Consider the following 15,826-nt stretch of genomic DNA (forward strand, 5'->3'; position numbering starts at 1 on the left):
ATAGATTGTCACTGGGAGGAATAATCATGCTGGAATTAGTTGATATTTCAAAACGTTTTAAAAAAGTGGAAGCTGTAAAGTCATTAAATATGTTTATTGAGCAGGGGGAAATTGTCGGTCTGCTCGGGCCGAATGGAGCCGGGAAGTCAACAGCTATTTCAATACTTTCTACATTGATTGAACCGACGCAGGGAGATGTCCGTTTTTTAAAAAAGTCTGTTATAAAAAAGCCGTCTCCATTACGAAAAGCCATCGGTGTTGTTCCACAGGAAATTGCACTCTATCCGCAGTTATCGGCGGAGGAAAATCTGCTTTTCTTTGGAAGGATTTATCATTTGAAGGGAGCAGAATTGAAGCAGCGTGTGAATGAAATATTAGAACAGATTGGTTTAACTGAGAAGAGAAAAGCATTGGTAGAATCTTTCTCAGGAGGAATGAAAAGACGGTTGAATATTGGAGTAGCCATGCTTCACAGTCCGAAGATTCTAATTATGGATGAACCGACTGTCGGAATTGATCCGCAATCTAGAAGCTACATTTTAGAAACGGTAAAACGGCTGAATCAGGAAAATCAAATGACAGTTGTTTATACAAGTCATTATATGGAGGAAGTAGATTACCTGTGTGACCGTATTTATATTATGGATCGTGGAAATTTAATTGCTTCCGGGACAAAAGAAGAAATTAAACAAATTCTTTCGTCAGAAAATACGATTTCCATTCAAGCTAACCGTTGGAATGATACATTTATTACGCAATTAAAGGAGCATGAATATATCAGCAATGTCCATGTGGAGGAAAAAGAGATTACGTTAATTGCACCAAAGGAGATCAACCTGTTTTCAGATATTATTTCGATGACTGAAAAACATCATATTGATTTACGCTCATTGCATGTTAAGTCTCCGACGTTAGAGGATGTATTCTTGCACTTAACTGGAAGAGCATTGCGCGATTAGAGGGGAGGATTTGTATGTTATTTCAATTAGTGAAAAAACAATTGCTCCTGCTGTGGCGTAATCCGACCCAAATCTTTTATCTTTTGGGTCTGCCTATTATTTTAATTTTAATTTTAAGTATGGCATTAGCTGATTTTATGCAAGAAGGAAGCCCAACGATAGAATTAAAAGTAGCTTGGCTGGAGCATCAAAATGAAACAGAGCAGGTTGACCGATTTATGAATGAGACGAAAGAAAGCGGTGTCTCTGCAGAAGTTATGGAAAAGAATGCAGACCCGCATATGATTACAATGCTTAAAAATGATGTATTTCAGGGGTCAGACTTGCAGGAAATGATTGATTTGGAAGTCATACAGGAAGATGAAAAGTCTGATGTGCTCGCAGATGATTCTTATTCTGGTTTAATTGAGGTTCCGGAAAACTTTACGTATGATATGCTTCAATTTCTGTCAGGCCAAGGTAGAGAAAAACCGCAATTAACTGTACATGTCAATCAGGAGGATGGGATTTATTCTGCAGTGCTCTCACAAATTTTGGAGCAATTTGACAAGGAGCTGACTACTCAGGATTTTCTGCAGCAGAATGAATTAGATGTCGACATGAATGAAATGCTGGCAGCAGCAAACACGGGAGAGCAAGTACAAATGGAACAAATGAATCCCGTTTCCTCCAGTGATTATTATACTGCCGGGATGGCTGTGTATTTGGGATTATATGTTGCATCGACAATTGCTTTCTTTGCTACAAGAGAAAGGCAGGATCAGGTGTTTGACCGTATCCTGGTCGCAAATATATCAAGATGGCATTATTTCTTTGGAGTGCTGATTTCAAGTATGATCGTCGCTTTTATACAATTAATAATTCTTTTCTGTTTCTCTTATTTTGTATTCCAAGTAACCTTTGATAATATTTTGGCGTTTCTTATTATCACTCTGGCCTACGCTGTAGCCGCAAGCGGAATTTCCGTTTTATTAACGGCTATCAGCTATCGCTTACAGTCAGACACGATTGTCGGATTTTTCACTAGTGTAGTAACCTCCATCTTTGCATTTATTGGAGGAAGCTTTTTTCCGATTGGAGAAGCATCAGATACTGTAAAACTGATAGGTGACCTGACGCCGAATGGTTCTGGATTAAGTGCCTATATTCAATTACTCCGGGGAAGCGGCATAGAGGATGTTCTAAATTATATTATTTATATGCTCGGTTTTGGTGCCGTGATGATTGTTGTGGCAGCTATGAGCTTTCCGAAAAGGGGGGCTGCACGATGAAAGGAATACTGTTAGCGCGGATTCGTGAATTTATCCGCAATCCATTTTCTTTTCTGCTTTTTACTGGCATTTCTATTCTATTTGCCTGGGCAACTTCTTCAGCAACTGGAGGCGGGAGTGATGGTCTTCCTGTACCTGTATATGTTGAAGAGGGAGCCGATGCTTATGAGAATTCTCTGAAGGAGCAGGATGCCTTTCATTTTTATATGGTAGATAAAGAAAAATTAGAGCAGGAGTTAAAAGAAGGAAAAGTAGATACTGGTGTCAAATTATCAGAAAAACATTTTGATATTTTAGTAGGGGTGGAGTCTCCGAACGCAGGACTTATTCAACAGGCAGTTCAAGAAGTATATACAGCAGAAACCCAAGAGACATTAATTCGGGAGAGCGCAGAGAATAAAGGCATGAATGCAGATCAAGTTATCTCCTCTTATCAGGAAGCATTAACTGAAGGTACATTCGATTTATCCGTACAAAGCTTCTCAGGAGAGGAATCGTGGAAATATGATGAAAGTGTGCAGCGTATTGGTGGATTTGCAATATTCTTCGCTATTTATACCATTGCTTACGGTGTGGTGAAAATTTTAACAGAGAAGCGGATGGGCTTATGGGACCGGATGATATTATCCCCGATTAGGAAATCAGAAATGTATGCGGCTAATTTATTATCCAGTTTTATAGAAGGATATCTGCAAATATTAATTATTTTCAGCGTGTTTTATTTCTGGCGGGGAATCACCTTTAATGACCGGCTTATTGAAATTCTGCTGATGCTTATTCCATATGCTTTAACTATTGTTTCACTCTCTATTTTGATTACAGCATTAGTAAAAAATGTGCAGCAGTTTAATGCAGTAATTACTATAACAGCAGTAAGTTTAGCAATGATCGGCGGTGCATTTTGGCCCTTGGAAATTGTCAGCAACCCTGTCCTGCTGTTCTTAGCAAACGTAAATCCAATCAAATATGGTTTGGATATCATCCAGGGAGTGGCAGTATATGGATACTCCTTTACGGATCTTCTTCTGCCGATGAGTGTTTTAACGTTGATGTCTGTTTTATTTAGCGGACTGGGAATCCACTTAATGGAAAAACGTCATATTGAATAAAAGAAATAAACGTACAAAACTTTGCGATATGCGAGGTATTGTACGTTTATTTTGTTTGTTAAAGAATAAGAAAGTATATAAAAATGCTGAAATTAGCCGCTGCAACGGGTTTCATGGGGTGAGTAATCTTAGGCTCCAGAAATACACTACGCTTTCCGTGGGCCCCGAGCTCATCTCCTCAAAAAAAGAAGAGTACTTTTTTCCTGCGGAGGCATACAGGACGTATGTCAGTTCGGTGTTGCGACAACGAAAACCGTCGCTAAAATTAGCTTTATTTCTTTGTAAAAAAGTAAATAAAACATATTTCTTCAAAGATGGGAGCGGAGGGAAGTCGACTCCTGCGGGAAAAGCAACAGGTGAAGACCCCGCAGAAAGTGGTCTTCTTTCGAGGAGGCTGAGGCGTTGCCCGCGGAAAGCGACTTCCCGGAGCGGACATCTCCTTGGCCAGAACACCAGTATTTTAAAGACCAAGTGATTTTCTTGTTTTTTTTTATGAAAGCAAATAATAAGAGGGTTCTATGGTATCTCCCATAACTTGGATTATATACATAAGGAAATTTCTTGTATAATAAATAAATAGAATGATAGAAGAGAGGGTCAGAGTGTGAAGAAAAAGAAAAAATGGATTTGGATTATTTTAGGGGTAGTTGTCATACTCCTTATTATAAATTTTGCAGCTGCCGTTTTCTTTTATAATCTCGCCGTTGAGCGTAACGTAAAGGATTTTTTGAACGGAAATACTGATTTAGAGGTTGAGGCAGAGACTTTGGATATATTATTGGAAGGAGATTGGCGTGACTGGTCGGATGAACAGCCGTTTGAAACATGGCATCAGACTTCCTTTGACGGACTTGATTTGCAGGGATATTACCTGGAGGCAAAACAGCCGACCAATAAAGTAGTTATTTTCGCTCATGGCTACTTAGGACGTGGAAAAGATATGTCTTTATATGGGCAACATTATTATGAGGATTTAGGATATAACGTTTTTACTGCAGACATGCGCGGTCACGGGGAAAGTGAAGGGGATTATATCGGCTTTGGCTGGCATGACCGTCTGGACTTAATCAACTGGATTGATCAGGTTATCGACCGGGTTGGTGATGATGCGGAAATTGTACTTCACGGGGTTTCTATGGGAGGATCTACTGTATTAATGGCGAGTGGAGAAGAGCTTCCTGCTAATGTGAAAGCAATTGTAGCAGATGCTTCTTATACAGATGCAAATGACCTGTTCGCTTATCACCTTGACCGGATGTTCCATCTGCCGTCATTTCCATTCATTCCGTCTACCAGTCTGGTAACACAGATACGGGCCGGTTATGGTTTAAAGGAAGCCTCTGCACTGGATCAGGTCGCAAAGGCAAAAGTGCCGATTTTATTTATTCATGGAAAAAAGGATGTCTTTGTGCCGACAGAAATGACAGAAGAGCTCTATGAAAACACCAAAAGTGAGAAAGAGCTTTTACTTGTGGATGATGCAAGTCATGGAGAATCCTTTGTAAAAGACGAAAAATTATATAAGAAAACTTTGGATGAATTTTTAGAGCGTTTTGTAAAGGAAGACTAGCGAAAATGCGACAGATGGCTGCCTGTACAATCATGTGAAATCTGTCAAAGGTGAGCATGGAAGAACAGGATTTCTTCAAGCGGTCTTGCTAAGATGTTATTAAGGGGTGAGTCACTTGATGTGGGTGAAATCAATACAATCAGCTTTGAACTATATGGAAGAAAAAATGCTGGAGGAACTATCTATCAAAGAAATTGCAAAGCAGGCAAATTTTTCAGTATTTCATTTTCAGAGAACATTTAATGTGATGACGGGTATCACTGTTGCGGAGTATATCCGGCGGCGACGGCTGACCTTAGCTGCCAATGAGTTAAGGAAATCTGATAAAAAGGTAATTGATATTGCCCACAAATACGGTTATGAAACCCCGGAAGCTTTCTCGAAGGCATTTCGTAAACAGCATGGAATTACACCGACAGAAGCACGGAAGCATTCAGGAAACTTTACATCTTATAATCGCCTGGTTATTCAGGTGAATTTAAAAGGGGAGAATCCTATGAATTACAAGATTGTTGACCATGAGGCATTTCAGGTGATTGGAGTGAGAAAAGAATTTTCATTAGTGAATGAACAAAATCTGACCGGAATTTCTGAAATGTGGCAGCAGGCACACGCTGATGGTACAGATGAATTATTAGGCAGACTGAATAATGGACCGGTAAAAGGAGTTATTGGCGTCTGTGATGATAAAAGTGATAAATCCATTGATTATTGGATTGGAACAGCTTATCAGAATGAAACACCTGATAGATTCGAAGCCACTGAGATTCCAGCATCTAAGTGGGCGATATTTGAAGTTCATGGTGCGATGCCAGATGCTATTCAAAAAGTGTGGCAGCAAATATTTTCAGAATGGTTTCCATCCAGCAATTATGAGCATGCAGGTACACCAGAATTAGAAGTGTATTCGGATGGTGATGCCTCTGAAGAGAATTATTATTCAGAAATCTGGATCCCGGTTAAATAAAATAACATCCATTTCAAAACGAAACGAGAAAGACATTGATCGCAGCAAAAGTTGATCATTGTCTTTTTTTATACATTTTTTATACATGAAAATGGGTTATTTAAAGAAATTTAATTAATATTTATAAAATTACTTGCATAAACATACATAAAAATTTATAATGATTAATAATTAATTTTTCAGATAAGGGAGAGAAGATTATTGAAAAAAGCAGCAATTATTGGAGGAACCGGTTACGGGGCAATTGAACTTATAAGACTCCTCCAATCACATAAAGAAATCCAGCTTACTAAAATTATCTCGCAATCACAGGCGGGAGAGCATTTATCGTCTACTTATCCGCATTTATCGGGAATTATTACTAAAAAAATGGAATCACTAGATTTAGAGGAGCTGGAAAAAGAGATTGATATTTTATTCTTAGCAACACCAGCCGGTGTCGCTAAAAATATTATTCCTTCTTTCCAGGACACTTCCGTCCAGTGCATTGATTTATCCGGAGACTTTCGGCTGACAGGGGAGGAATACAGTGAATGGTACGGAAAAGAGCCTGCCCCGGCTGATGTCTTGGAAAAAGCGGTGTTTGGACTCAGTGATATTTTTACAGAGGATATAAAAACAGCGTCTATTATTTCTAACCCCGGCTGTTTTCCGACCGCAGCTTTGTCAGCACTTATTCCCCTTATCGACGGGAATAAGATTCTGACGGAAGGAATCCGTATTGATGCAAAAACAGGAATCTCCGGAGCGGGAAAAGGTCTGAGTGAAAAAACGCATTTCTCTACAACAAATGAAAATGTTATTCCCTATAAAATCGGGCAGCATCAGCATATTCCGGAAATAGAACGTTATGCTTCCAAGTTTGCCAAAAAAGACTTGAAAGTATCATTTACAACACATTTAATTCCAATGACAAGAGGTCTGATGTGTACGATATATGCAGATATGAAAAATCAGGAAACAACAGCTTCTATTTTAAATTATTTGCAGGAATTTTATCAGGCAAAATCCTTTGTCCGGATTTTGCGGGAGGGAATTTTCCCGACAACGAAGGGTGTATCAGGCAGCAATTTTTGTGATATTGGGGCATACGTGGATGAGAGGACAAATAGCCTAGTGGTTGTATCTGCGATTGACAATTTAGTAAAGGGAGCTGCAGGCCAGGCAATCCAAAATGCCAATATTATGAACGGCTGGGATGAGACGATGGGGCTGGAATTTATACCGGTATTTCCGTAAATAGGAGGAGAATAAATGGAAAAGACTTTATTAAAGCCATTTAAGATTATAGAAAACGCACATATCGATCAGCCGAAGGGGTTTACAGCAGGAGGTGTTCATGCCGGACTGCGCAAATCAAAGCTTGATTTTGGCTGGATTTATTCGGAAGTGCCGGCAACTGCTGCAGGTGTTTATACACAGAATGCGTTTCAGGCTGCTCCGCTTCAGATTACACAGGAAGTATTAAAGCAATCTGATCAGCTGCAGACAATTATTGTGAATTCAGCGAATGCCAATTCCTATACTGGAGAACAAGGCTATCAGGATGCTGTTCAAATGCAGCAGCTGGCTGCAGAAAAAATAGGAGTTGATCCTTCCTTGGTGGCTGTAGCGTCAACTGGTGTCATTGGCGAGATGCTGCCGATGGATTTGATAAAAGGAGCAATAGCGCGGATTGATGAAAATAAAGATGCGGATGCTTTTGAGCATGCTATTTTAACAACAGATACGAAAACCAAGCATATAGCGGTAGAGGTTGAAATAGATGGAAAGCCGATAACGATTGCAGGTGCTGCCAAAGGCTCCGGTATGATTCATCCGAATATGGCGACAATGCTTTCCTTTATTACAACAGATGCAAAAGTAGAAGGAGACAGTCTCCAGCAAGGGTTAAAGCAATCTACTAATCAGACATTTAATCGTATTACCGTGGATGGTGACTGCAGCACGAATGATATGGTGCTGATATTAGCCAACGGAATGCAGAATAATAACACTCTTGATCAGGATCATCCAGAATGGAATAGATTTATGGAGGCATGGCAATTTGTCAGCCGGGAGCTTGCCAAAATGATTGCCAAGGATGGAGAAGGGGCAACGAAGCTTGTGGAGGTCACGGTTGAAGGCGCTGCGACTGAGGAACAGGCTACGCAGATGGCTAAGGCTGTTATTGCTTCCAGTTTAGTGAAAACAGCGATTTACGGAGAAGACGCCAATTGGGGGAGAATTGTCAGTGCGCTTGGTGCAAGTGGTGTACCATTTGATAAAAACAGTCTATCCATTGCAATTGGTTCTGAACGTATTATTGAGGACGGTCAATTATTATCCTTCCATGAACCAAACTGTGTGGAAGAGCTGGTCAAGGATACGGTTCAGCTTTTTATCTGCTTAAAGGATGGTTCAGAAAAAGCTACAGCATGGGGCTGTGATTTAACCTATGATTACGTGAAAATCAATGCATCCTATCGGACATGAGGTGTTTTAATGAAAAAAGCAGTATTTAAAATAGGCGGAAGCATTTTACAGGAGCTGCCAAAATCCTTTTATCAGCTGCTCATTGATTTGAAAGAAAAAGGAATTTGTGATCCTGTAATCGTTCATGGCGGCGGACCGGAAATTAATCAGGCATTAAAGCAAATGAATATTGAAAGTACTTTTGTTGACGGGCTTCGGGTTACTACAGAAGAAGTATTGGAAGTAGCACAAATGGTTATGAGCGGAACAATCAATAAGCGGATTGTCGGTTTATTTCAGGGACAGAATGGAAAAGCAATTGGATTAAGCGGCGTAGACGGAAGATTGCTGCAAGCCAAACCTATTCATAATGGAAAGCTGGGATTAGTCGGTGAAATTACGAAAGTGGAAACAAGCTGGATTGACATGATATTGAAAGAAGGAGGCATTCCAGTAATTTCGCCGATTGCAGCAGGTGAAGGGGAAATCCGTTTGAATATCAATGGCGATACAGCAGCAGGAGCTGTAGCAGAAGCATTAGGCTGTAAGCTTATCCTGATCAGCAATATACCCGGAGTAATGGAAACAATCAACCAAAAAGAAATTATACACCATCATTTAACAAAGAATGATGTGGAAGCAATGATAGCTTCCGGAGTAATTTATGGCGGTATGATTCCCAAAGTACGTTCGGCACTGGCGAGTTTAAAGGGCGGCGTAGAGGAATCTGTGATTTTAAACGGCTTGGAGCCTGATAATATTTTGAAATATTTAGATGGCGAAAAGGTAGGAACTATTTTAAGAGAAAAGGAGATTGCAGAACATGTCTAGTACAATGACAACATCAGCATTAATGAAAAACTATCAACGCCTGCCAATTACTGTTTTAAAGGGTAAGGGAAGCTATTTGTGGGATGATCAGGGTGTGAAATATCTTGATTATACATCTGGAATTGCTACATGCAGTCTGGGGCATGTGCCGGATTATGTGCAGGCAAAATTGTCAGAGCAATTAGAGAATTTATGGCATGTTTCTAATTTATACCAGATTCCCCAGCAGGAGGCATTAGCTGAAAAATTAGCTTCCCTAAGCTGCCTGGACCAGGCATTCTTTTGTAACAGTGGTGCGGAAGCAAATGAAGCAGCTATCAAATTAGCTAAAAAGTATGCCAAAGACCAACAGAAACCGGAAAGAACAGAAATCGTTACTTTTTCAAATTCCTTTCATGGGAGAACTGGTTCAGCAATGGCTGCAACTGCACAAACGAAAATTCATAACGGCTTTACCCCATTAACGCCCGGGTTTACTTATTTACCGTTTAACCAGCAGGAAGCAATTGAGCAAATAGACACCGATACGACAGCAGGTGTTTTATTGGAGCTTGTGCAGGGGGAAGGCGGGGTTCATCCGGCAGATGTCCAGTGGGTAAAAGCTCTACATGCGTATTGCAAGGAAGCTGATATTTTGTTTATGGTTGATGAAATCCAAACCGGAATCGGCAGAACCGGATCTCTTTTCGCATACGAGCAATATGAAATAGAACCAGATGCAATTACTTTGGCTAAAGGCTTAGGCTCTGGTTTTCCTATTGGAGCATTATTAGCAAAAAACAAAGCGGCAGAAAGTTTTTCTCCCGGAACGCATGGCAGTACCTTTGGCGGAAATCCTTTGGCAGCAACAGCCGGGCTGGCTACATTGGAGCAAATTACAGATGCTGAATTTTTGGCAGGTTTACAGGAGAAATGCCTGCTGTTAACAGAAGCGCTGACGAAGCTGGCAGAAACTAATTCACTCATTAAAGCGGTTAGAGGAAAAGGATTTTTAATTGGATTGGAAGTTAAAAATAAAGCCGGTGTCTGGGTTGAAAAATTAAGAGAAAAACAGGTTCTTGTTTTAACAGCAGGGGAGAATGTTGTGCGTATTTTACCTCCATTAACAACAGAGAAAGAAGAGTTATTCACTTTTATCGGAGTGATAACGGCTATTGCAGCAGATTTAGAGGAGAAGGGAGAATAATATATGCCTATACATCCAGGAATTAAGAAAGTGCTTGTTTTAGGTTCGGGGCCAATTGTTATCGGTCAGGCAGCAGAGTTTGATTATGCAGGAACACAGGCTTGTCTTGCATTAAAAGAAGAGGGACTGGAAGTAGTTCTTATCAATAACAATCCCGCGACTATTATGACAGATGAAACTATCACAGACCAGGTCTACTTAGAGCCGTTAGAAGCAGAGGTGGTCGAAAAAATTATTGAAAAGGAAAAACCGGATGGTTTAATTGGAACTTTGGGTGGGCAGACAGGATTAAATTTATCCATGGAGCTTTATGATAAAGGAATTTTGAAAAAATATAATGTGGAATTACTGGGAACATCTATTGCCTCTATCCAAAAAGGAGAAGACAGAGAAAGGTTCAGAGATTTAATGATTGCCATCCAGGAGCCTATTTCTGAATCGCAAATTGTGACGAATATAGAGGATGGCCTGTCTTTCGCTGAGCAAATTGGTTACCCGGTTATTCTCCGTCCAGCCTATACATTAGGCGGGGAAGGCGGGGGATTTGCGAATAACAGGGAGGAATTCTGTGAACTTATAGCAAAAGGCCTCCACTTAAGTCCGATACACCAGGTGCTTGTAGAACGCAGTATTAAAGGCTGGAAAGAGATTGAATATGAAGTAATGCGTGATGAAAGTGATGCCTGTCAAATTATTTGTGATATGGAAAATGTTGATCCGGTTGGGGTGCATACCGGCGATTCAATCGTTGTTGCTCCGGCTCAGACATTAACGGCAGAACAAAGCAAAATGCTGCGTGACGCATCTATAAAAATTATCCGTGCACTGGAAGTAGTAGGCGGCTGTAATATTCAATTTGCCCTGCATCCGGAAACGAATGAATACTGTATCATCGAGGTAAATCCCCGTGTCAGCCGTTCTTCTGCATTAGCATCTAAAGCAACAGGCTATCCTATTGCAAGAGTAGCTGCGAAATGTGCGGTTGGCTATCATCTGGATGAATTAGTAGATCCAGTCAGCGGAGCAACCTATCTTCATTTTACACCTGATTTAGATTATACGGTTGTGAAAATTCCGCGTTTCCCATTTGACAAGTTCTCAGAAGCAGATCGCAGCCTGGGAACACAAATGAAAGCAACTGGTGAGGTTATGTCTTTGGATAAAACCTTCGAGGGAGCGTTAAATAAAGCGGTCCGCTCTTTGGAAATGAATGTTCAGTCCATGCACTGGCCGGCTTTTGCGGGAAAGTCGGAGGAAGAATTAATGGCGTTGCTTGAAGAACCGAATGATTTACGTCTCTTTGCAATCGCAGAGGCTTTCTGGCGCCAGATTTCTGTTGCCAGAGTGTCTGAACTGACTTTAATCCAGCCTTATTTCTTAGAGAAGATTGCAGCTATAATAGAGCTGGAAAAAGATTTATCCACAATAGGGTGGAAGGATGTAACAGAGGAATTAATATTACAGGCAAAACAATATAATATCAGTGATGTACGACTGGCCCAGTTATTTGATATTCAGCCGGCTGTTTTACGCCAATTCTATAAGAAACATGGACTTTCACCTAATTATCGTTTTGTCGATACATGCCCAGGCACTTCAGGTGAAAATTCCACTTATTTTTATTCCACCTGGTCAGGTTTTAATCAAGTACATCAAGTATCTCATAAGAAGAAAGTACTTGTTATCGGTTCCGGGCCTATCCGTATCGGGCAGGGAGTTGAATTTGATTATTGCTCTGTTCATGCTGTCCAGGCTCTGCAGAAAGCCGGCTATGAAGCGGTAATGATCAATAATAATCCGGAAACGGTCAGCACGGACTATACGGTAGCAGATCGTCTCTATTTTGAACCGTTGACTCTTGAAGATGTATTACATGTGATGGAAATAGAGCAGATTCAAGGAGTTCTTATCCAGTTTGGCGGACAGACGGCCATTAATTTAATGGAGCAGTTAAAAGAAGCAGGTGTTTCTATATTAGGAACAACACCTGAGAATATGGACAAAATGGAAGACAGGGAACAATTCTATGCTTTTTTAGAGCAATTAAATATTGCACATATTCATGGAGAAATTGTGCATGATGCTGAACAGGCAAAGGCGGCAGCTTATCAGCTCGGTTATCCTGTTTTAATCCGTCCTTCCTATGTTATTGGCGGCCAGTCAATGTTTGTCTGTTACAACAAAGAGGAGTTAATCAGCAATGTAGAGAGAGTGCAGGTAGATACCTATGACCAGTGCTGGCCCTTATTGATGGATTCATATCTGCCGGGATTAGAATGTGAAGTAGATGTAGTGAGTGATGGGGAAAATGTAATTATTCCAGGGATTTTCGAGCATATTGAAAAAGCAGGGGTTCATTCGGGCGACAGCACGAGCGTGTTCCCGTCGATCACATTAACCAATCAGCAAAAAGAACAAATTTATCAGATTTCGAAAAAAATTGCTACGGAGCTGCCGATTGTCGGAATGATGAATATCCAGTTTGTCATTTATCAGGAAGAGGTATATGTCCTGGAAGTAAACCCAAGATCTTCCCGTACTGTGCCGGTAGTAAGCAAGGTAACAGGCATCCCGCTGGTCGCTTTAGCAGTAAACGCACAGTTAGGAGAGTCTCTGCAGAGCTTTATGAAGGAATTTACAGCTTATAAAGAGCCGGATTATTATACAGTCAAAGCACCTGTCTTTTCTAAAAATAAACTAAAAGGCGTCGATCATATTTTAGGGCCGGAAATGAAATCAACTGGCGAAGCAATCGGAATGGACGTTACGTTGGAAAAGGCAATTAGAAAAGCGGTCATCCCTTCACAGCAAAAATTGAATAACACAAAAAAATGGTTTGTGTCCATTAGTGATCACCATAAGGAAGAAAGCATCCCGTTTATTCATGATATTGCCGGAAAAACAGAAATCATTGCTACACAGGGAACAAGTGCTTATCTGGAGACAAAACAAATTTCTTCTATAAAAGCGGGTCGTGAAATAACCGATCTCAAAAAGCTGTTTTTACAGGATCCACCGGGATATGTGATTAATATTCCAAGCATCGGAAGAGATAAAGAGCGATTCGGGTTTCAGCTTAGAGAGCTTTGCATTCAATTGAATATACCTTACTTCACCAGCCTGGAAACAGCAAAGCTTGTATGGAAATACCAGCATTTGAAGCAGGAGGATATTCAATCTTTACAAGAATATTTGAAAACAATGGATAAAGTTGATAGTGTTACCTCGTAAATAAACGGAAAAAAGTATTATATCCAAAAACCATAAAAATAGAGGCTGACAGGAGCTGTCGCCTCTATTTTTTGGTTCATTATTTTTACAGATATTTTTCAAACCAGCGGCATATATTTTCTAAACGGGCTACCCGAAGCGTAGGATTACCGCTTCTGCTCAATTCATGGTTAGCATTCGGGAAGCGTACGAATTCGACTTCCTTGTTTAAATGTTTTAAGGTGATAAATAATTGTTCGCCCTGCTCAACCGGACAGCGATAGTCCTTTTCACCATGCAGAATAAGCAGTGGTGTTTCCACGTTTTCTGCGTATTTCAGCGGAGATATATCCCAGAGCTCTGTCGGGTCCTCCATTAAGTTCACGCCATGCTCCCATTTCGTAAAGAAGAAGCCAATATCACTTACGCCATAGAAGCTTAACCAATTGGAAATAGATCTTTGTGTAACAGCTGCTTTAAAGCGGTTTGTGTGGCCGACAATCCAGTTTGTCATAAACCCGCCATAGCTGCCTCCGGTCACACCTAGGCGGTTTTCATCAATAAAGGAATACTGCTCCAGACAATAATCAACAGCCTCCATCAGGTCACGGTAATCTCCTTTACCATAGTTCTCACGCACACCATTGACAAACTCCTGTCCATAACCATGGCTGCCGCGGGGATTTGTATAAAGTACAACATATCCTTTAGCTGCCAGAAGCTGCAGTTCATGGAAGAAGGTTTGTCCATACATAGCATGCGGGCCGCCGTGAACCTCCAATACAAAAGGATATTTTTTACCTTCCTGGAAACCGTATGGACGAAGCAGCCAGCCCTGTATTTCTAAACCGTCACTTGAAGTAAAAGTAATCTCCTCCGGGCTGCTTAAAGCTATTTCACTGACAAATGTTTTATTTACATCTGTCAGCTGCTTCAACTTACCATCTGCTGATAGTTTATAAAAATTACAAGGATCTGTTGGATGGCTGATTCCTAATATAAAGCTTTTTGTATCCGGGTTATAGGAGAAGCCGAACAAGTGACTATTGTCACTATAAAGTGTTTTTAAATTGCCTTCTAAATCTGTTTCATATAAAGAAACGGCTCCATTATCTGATCCAACAAAGTAAATGTATTCGTTGTTTTCAGACCAGACAGGACCAGCTTCCGAGCTGCCAAGACGCGTATCTCCGACCATTGTATCTCCCGGCTGGATACTCCAATCTCTGGACAGGAGAGTTCTTTCCTTACTCTCTTCGTCGTATATAATCAGCTTTGTCAATGTAGCACCTGCGTATTCAAATTCGTGTCCGTAAGCAACAATTTTTTTACTGTCTCTGGAGAAAGCTGCACCGTGATAGCTTCCTTTACTGTCAGTTAATTTAGTTATTTCCTTTGATTGCAATTCAAGTAAATACAGATCAGAAACCAGTGAAGAATCGGCATCTTCCTCCAAATTAGCAGCAAAGATAAGTGATTTGTTGTCAGGAGCAACATCTACCAAGTAATGATCAGCTTCTTTGTATGTCAGCTGATAAAATGCATCTGTTATTAAATCATATTGGATAATTTGAACTTTGGAATTATCATGAAACCCCCGGGCATCTGATTTATATCTTAGGCGGTCCACAACCAGCGGCTTCGTCTGCGCTTCTTTTTGCTTTGCCTGTTTTTCTTCTTTACTTAATTCTTTTAAGGCAGAAATATCATCATCTTTTTCAAGGTAGGAACAGAATAAAATAGACCTTCCATCCTCTGACCAGACAGGCGAGAAGGCGCCATTTGGAAATGTAGTAATTTGTTTAGCTTCCCCGCCATCCATATCTGTCAGCCAAATTTGAGAAGCACCGCTGCGATTGGAAAGGAAGAAGGCTTTTTCCTTGTTTGGAGAAACGCAAAATGTATGATTTCGATGACTTCCTGAAGTCCATTGTTTATGTGAATCATCGCTAAGGTTATGTACATAAACCTGTGATTCATATTCTTTATCTTCATTAACAAATGTGGTGACATAACTATACTTGTCTTCTGAAATAAATTGCGGCTCACTAAGAACCTTAATATTCTGAAAATCGGTTGCGGTAATCGCTCTTTTCTTTGTCGATGCCGTCATAATACCCCTCCTGAATTTTAAAAAAATGTGTTGCACTCTATCTGTATTTCAGTTTAAACTATTTCGATTTGCGAATCAATAATATTAAGCTTTATGCGAGTGGTTTACCATAAAGCATATTTTAATACAAAAACAACCGCCTTGAAAAAAGACGGC

Annotated in this window: 11 protein-coding genes; 10 read left to right on the top strand and 1 reads right to left on the bottom strand. The window is 40.4% G+C overall.

The features are described 5' to 3' along the window. Nucleotides 1-26 precede the first annotated feature (26 nt). The 10 genes from IEX29_RS06665 to carB all read left to right on the top strand — a co-directional run bounded on the left by IEX29_RS06665 (nucleotide 27) and on the right by carB (nucleotide 13,578). A complete protein-coding gene (locus IEX29_RS06665; protein WP_188733683.1) occupies nucleotides 27-959 on the top strand; it encodes an ABC transporter ATP-binding protein in 933 nt (310 codons plus the stop codon). Between the two features lie 14 nt (nucleotides 960-973). Next, on the top strand, nucleotides 974-2,230 hold the full coding sequence (locus IEX29_RS06670; protein WP_188733684.1) for an ABC transporter permease: 1,257 nt from the start codon (nucleotides 974-976) through the stop codon (nucleotides 2,228-2,230). Further along, complete coding sequence (locus IEX29_RS06675; RefSeq protein ID WP_188733685.1) at nucleotides 2,227-3,339, top strand: ABC transporter permease; 1,113 nt, start codon at nucleotides 2,227-2,229, stop codon at nucleotides 3,337-3,339. The genes IEX29_RS06670 and IEX29_RS06675 overlap by 4 nt, the downstream gene beginning before the upstream one ends. A 604-nt stretch (nucleotides 3,340-3,943) precedes the next feature. Further along, the gene (locus IEX29_RS06680; protein WP_188733686.1) at nucleotides 3,944-4,909 is read left to right on the top strand and encodes an alpha/beta hydrolase; all 966 of its coding nucleotides are present in this window, start codon (nucleotides 3,944-3,946) and stop codon (nucleotides 4,907-4,909) included. 115 nt (nucleotides 4,910-5,024) lie between these two features. Continuing rightward, complete coding sequence (locus IEX29_RS06685; protein WP_188733687.1) at nucleotides 5,025-5,876, top strand: AraC family transcriptional regulator; 852 nt, start codon at nucleotides 5,025-5,027, stop codon at nucleotides 5,874-5,876. A gap of 201 nt (nucleotides 5,877-6,077) precedes the next feature. Next, nucleotides 6,078-7,115 (top strand): N-acetyl-gamma-glutamyl-phosphate reductase, encoded by a 1,038-nt coding sequence (argC, locus tag IEX29_RS06690; protein WP_188733688.1) that lies wholly within the window; start codon nucleotides 6,078-6,080, stop codon nucleotides 7,113-7,115. Nucleotides 7,116-7,130: 15 nt separating this feature from the next. Continuing rightward, nucleotides 7,131-8,351 (top strand): bifunctional ornithine acetyltransferase/N-acetylglutamate synthase, encoded by a 1,221-nt coding sequence (gene argJ / locus IEX29_RS06695; RefSeq protein ID WP_188733689.1) that lies wholly within the window; start codon nucleotides 7,131-7,133, stop codon nucleotides 8,349-8,351. Between the two features lie 9 nt (nucleotides 8,352-8,360). Next, the gene (argB, locus tag IEX29_RS06700) at nucleotides 8,361-9,161 is read left to right on the top strand and encodes an acetylglutamate kinase (RefSeq protein ID WP_188733690.1); all 801 of its coding nucleotides are present in this window, start codon (nucleotides 8,361-8,363) and stop codon (nucleotides 9,159-9,161) included. Continuing rightward, the gene (locus tag IEX29_RS06705; RefSeq protein WP_188733691.1) at nucleotides 9,154-10,347 is read left to right on the top strand and encodes an aspartate aminotransferase family protein; all 1,194 of its coding nucleotides are present in this window, start codon (nucleotides 9,154-9,156) and stop codon (nucleotides 10,345-10,347) included. The genes argB and IEX29_RS06705 overlap by 8 nt, the downstream gene beginning before the upstream one ends. A gap of 3 nt (nucleotides 10,348-10,350) precedes the next feature. After that, a complete protein-coding gene (carB, locus tag IEX29_RS06710; protein ID WP_188733692.1) occupies nucleotides 10,351-13,578 on the top strand; it encodes a carbamoyl-phosphate synthase (glutamine-hydrolyzing) large subunit in 3,228 nt (1,075 codons plus the stop codon). 85 nt (nucleotides 13,579-13,663) lie between these two features. Here carB and IEX29_RS06715 read toward each other — a convergent pair whose 3' ends face one another. Further along, nucleotides 13,664-15,670: a S9 family peptidase gene (locus IEX29_RS06715; protein ID WP_188733693.1), complete on the bottom strand. Its 2,007-nt coding sequence runs from the start codon at nucleotides 15,668-15,670 to the stop codon at nucleotides 13,664-13,666. Nucleotides 15,671-15,826: the final 156 nt, after the last annotated feature.

The organism is Oceanobacillus neutriphilus, from assembly GCF_014645515.1.
In the GTDB taxonomy this organism is placed as follows: Bacteria; Bacillota; Bacilli; order Bacillales; family Amphibacillaceae; genus Oceanobacillus; species Oceanobacillus neutriphilus.

Bases quoted from the DNA above. Each gene is read 5' to 3' on its own strand.
- IEX29_RS06715 (WP_188733693.1), bottom strand. From the start codon at position 15,670: ATGACGGCATCGACAAAGAAAAGAGCGATTACCGCAACCGATTTTCAG.
- IEX29_RS06670 (WP_188733684.1), top strand. From the start codon at position 974: ATGTTATTTCAATTAGTGAAAAAACAATTGCTCCTGCTGTGGCGTAAT.
- IEX29_RS06675 (WP_188733685.1), top strand. From the start codon at position 2,227: ATGAAAGGAATACTGTTAGCGCGGATTCGTGAATTTATCCGCAATCCA.
- argB (WP_188733690.1), top strand. From the start codon at position 8,361: ATGAAAAAAGCAGTATTTAAAATAGGCGGAAGCATTTTACAGGAGCTG.
- carB (WP_188733692.1), top strand. From the start codon at position 10,351: ATGCCTATACATCCAGGAATTAAGAAAGTGCTTGTTTTAGGTTCGGGG.
- argJ (WP_188733689.1), top strand. From the start codon at position 7,131: ATGGAAAAGACTTTATTAAAGCCATTTAAGATTATAGAAAACGCACAT.
- IEX29_RS06665 (WP_188733683.1), top strand. From the start codon at position 27: ATGCTGGAATTAGTTGATATTTCAAAACGTTTTAAAAAAGTGGAAGCT.
- IEX29_RS06705 (WP_188733691.1), top strand. From the start codon at position 9,154: ATGTCTAGTACAATGACAACATCAGCATTAATGAAAAACTATCAACGC.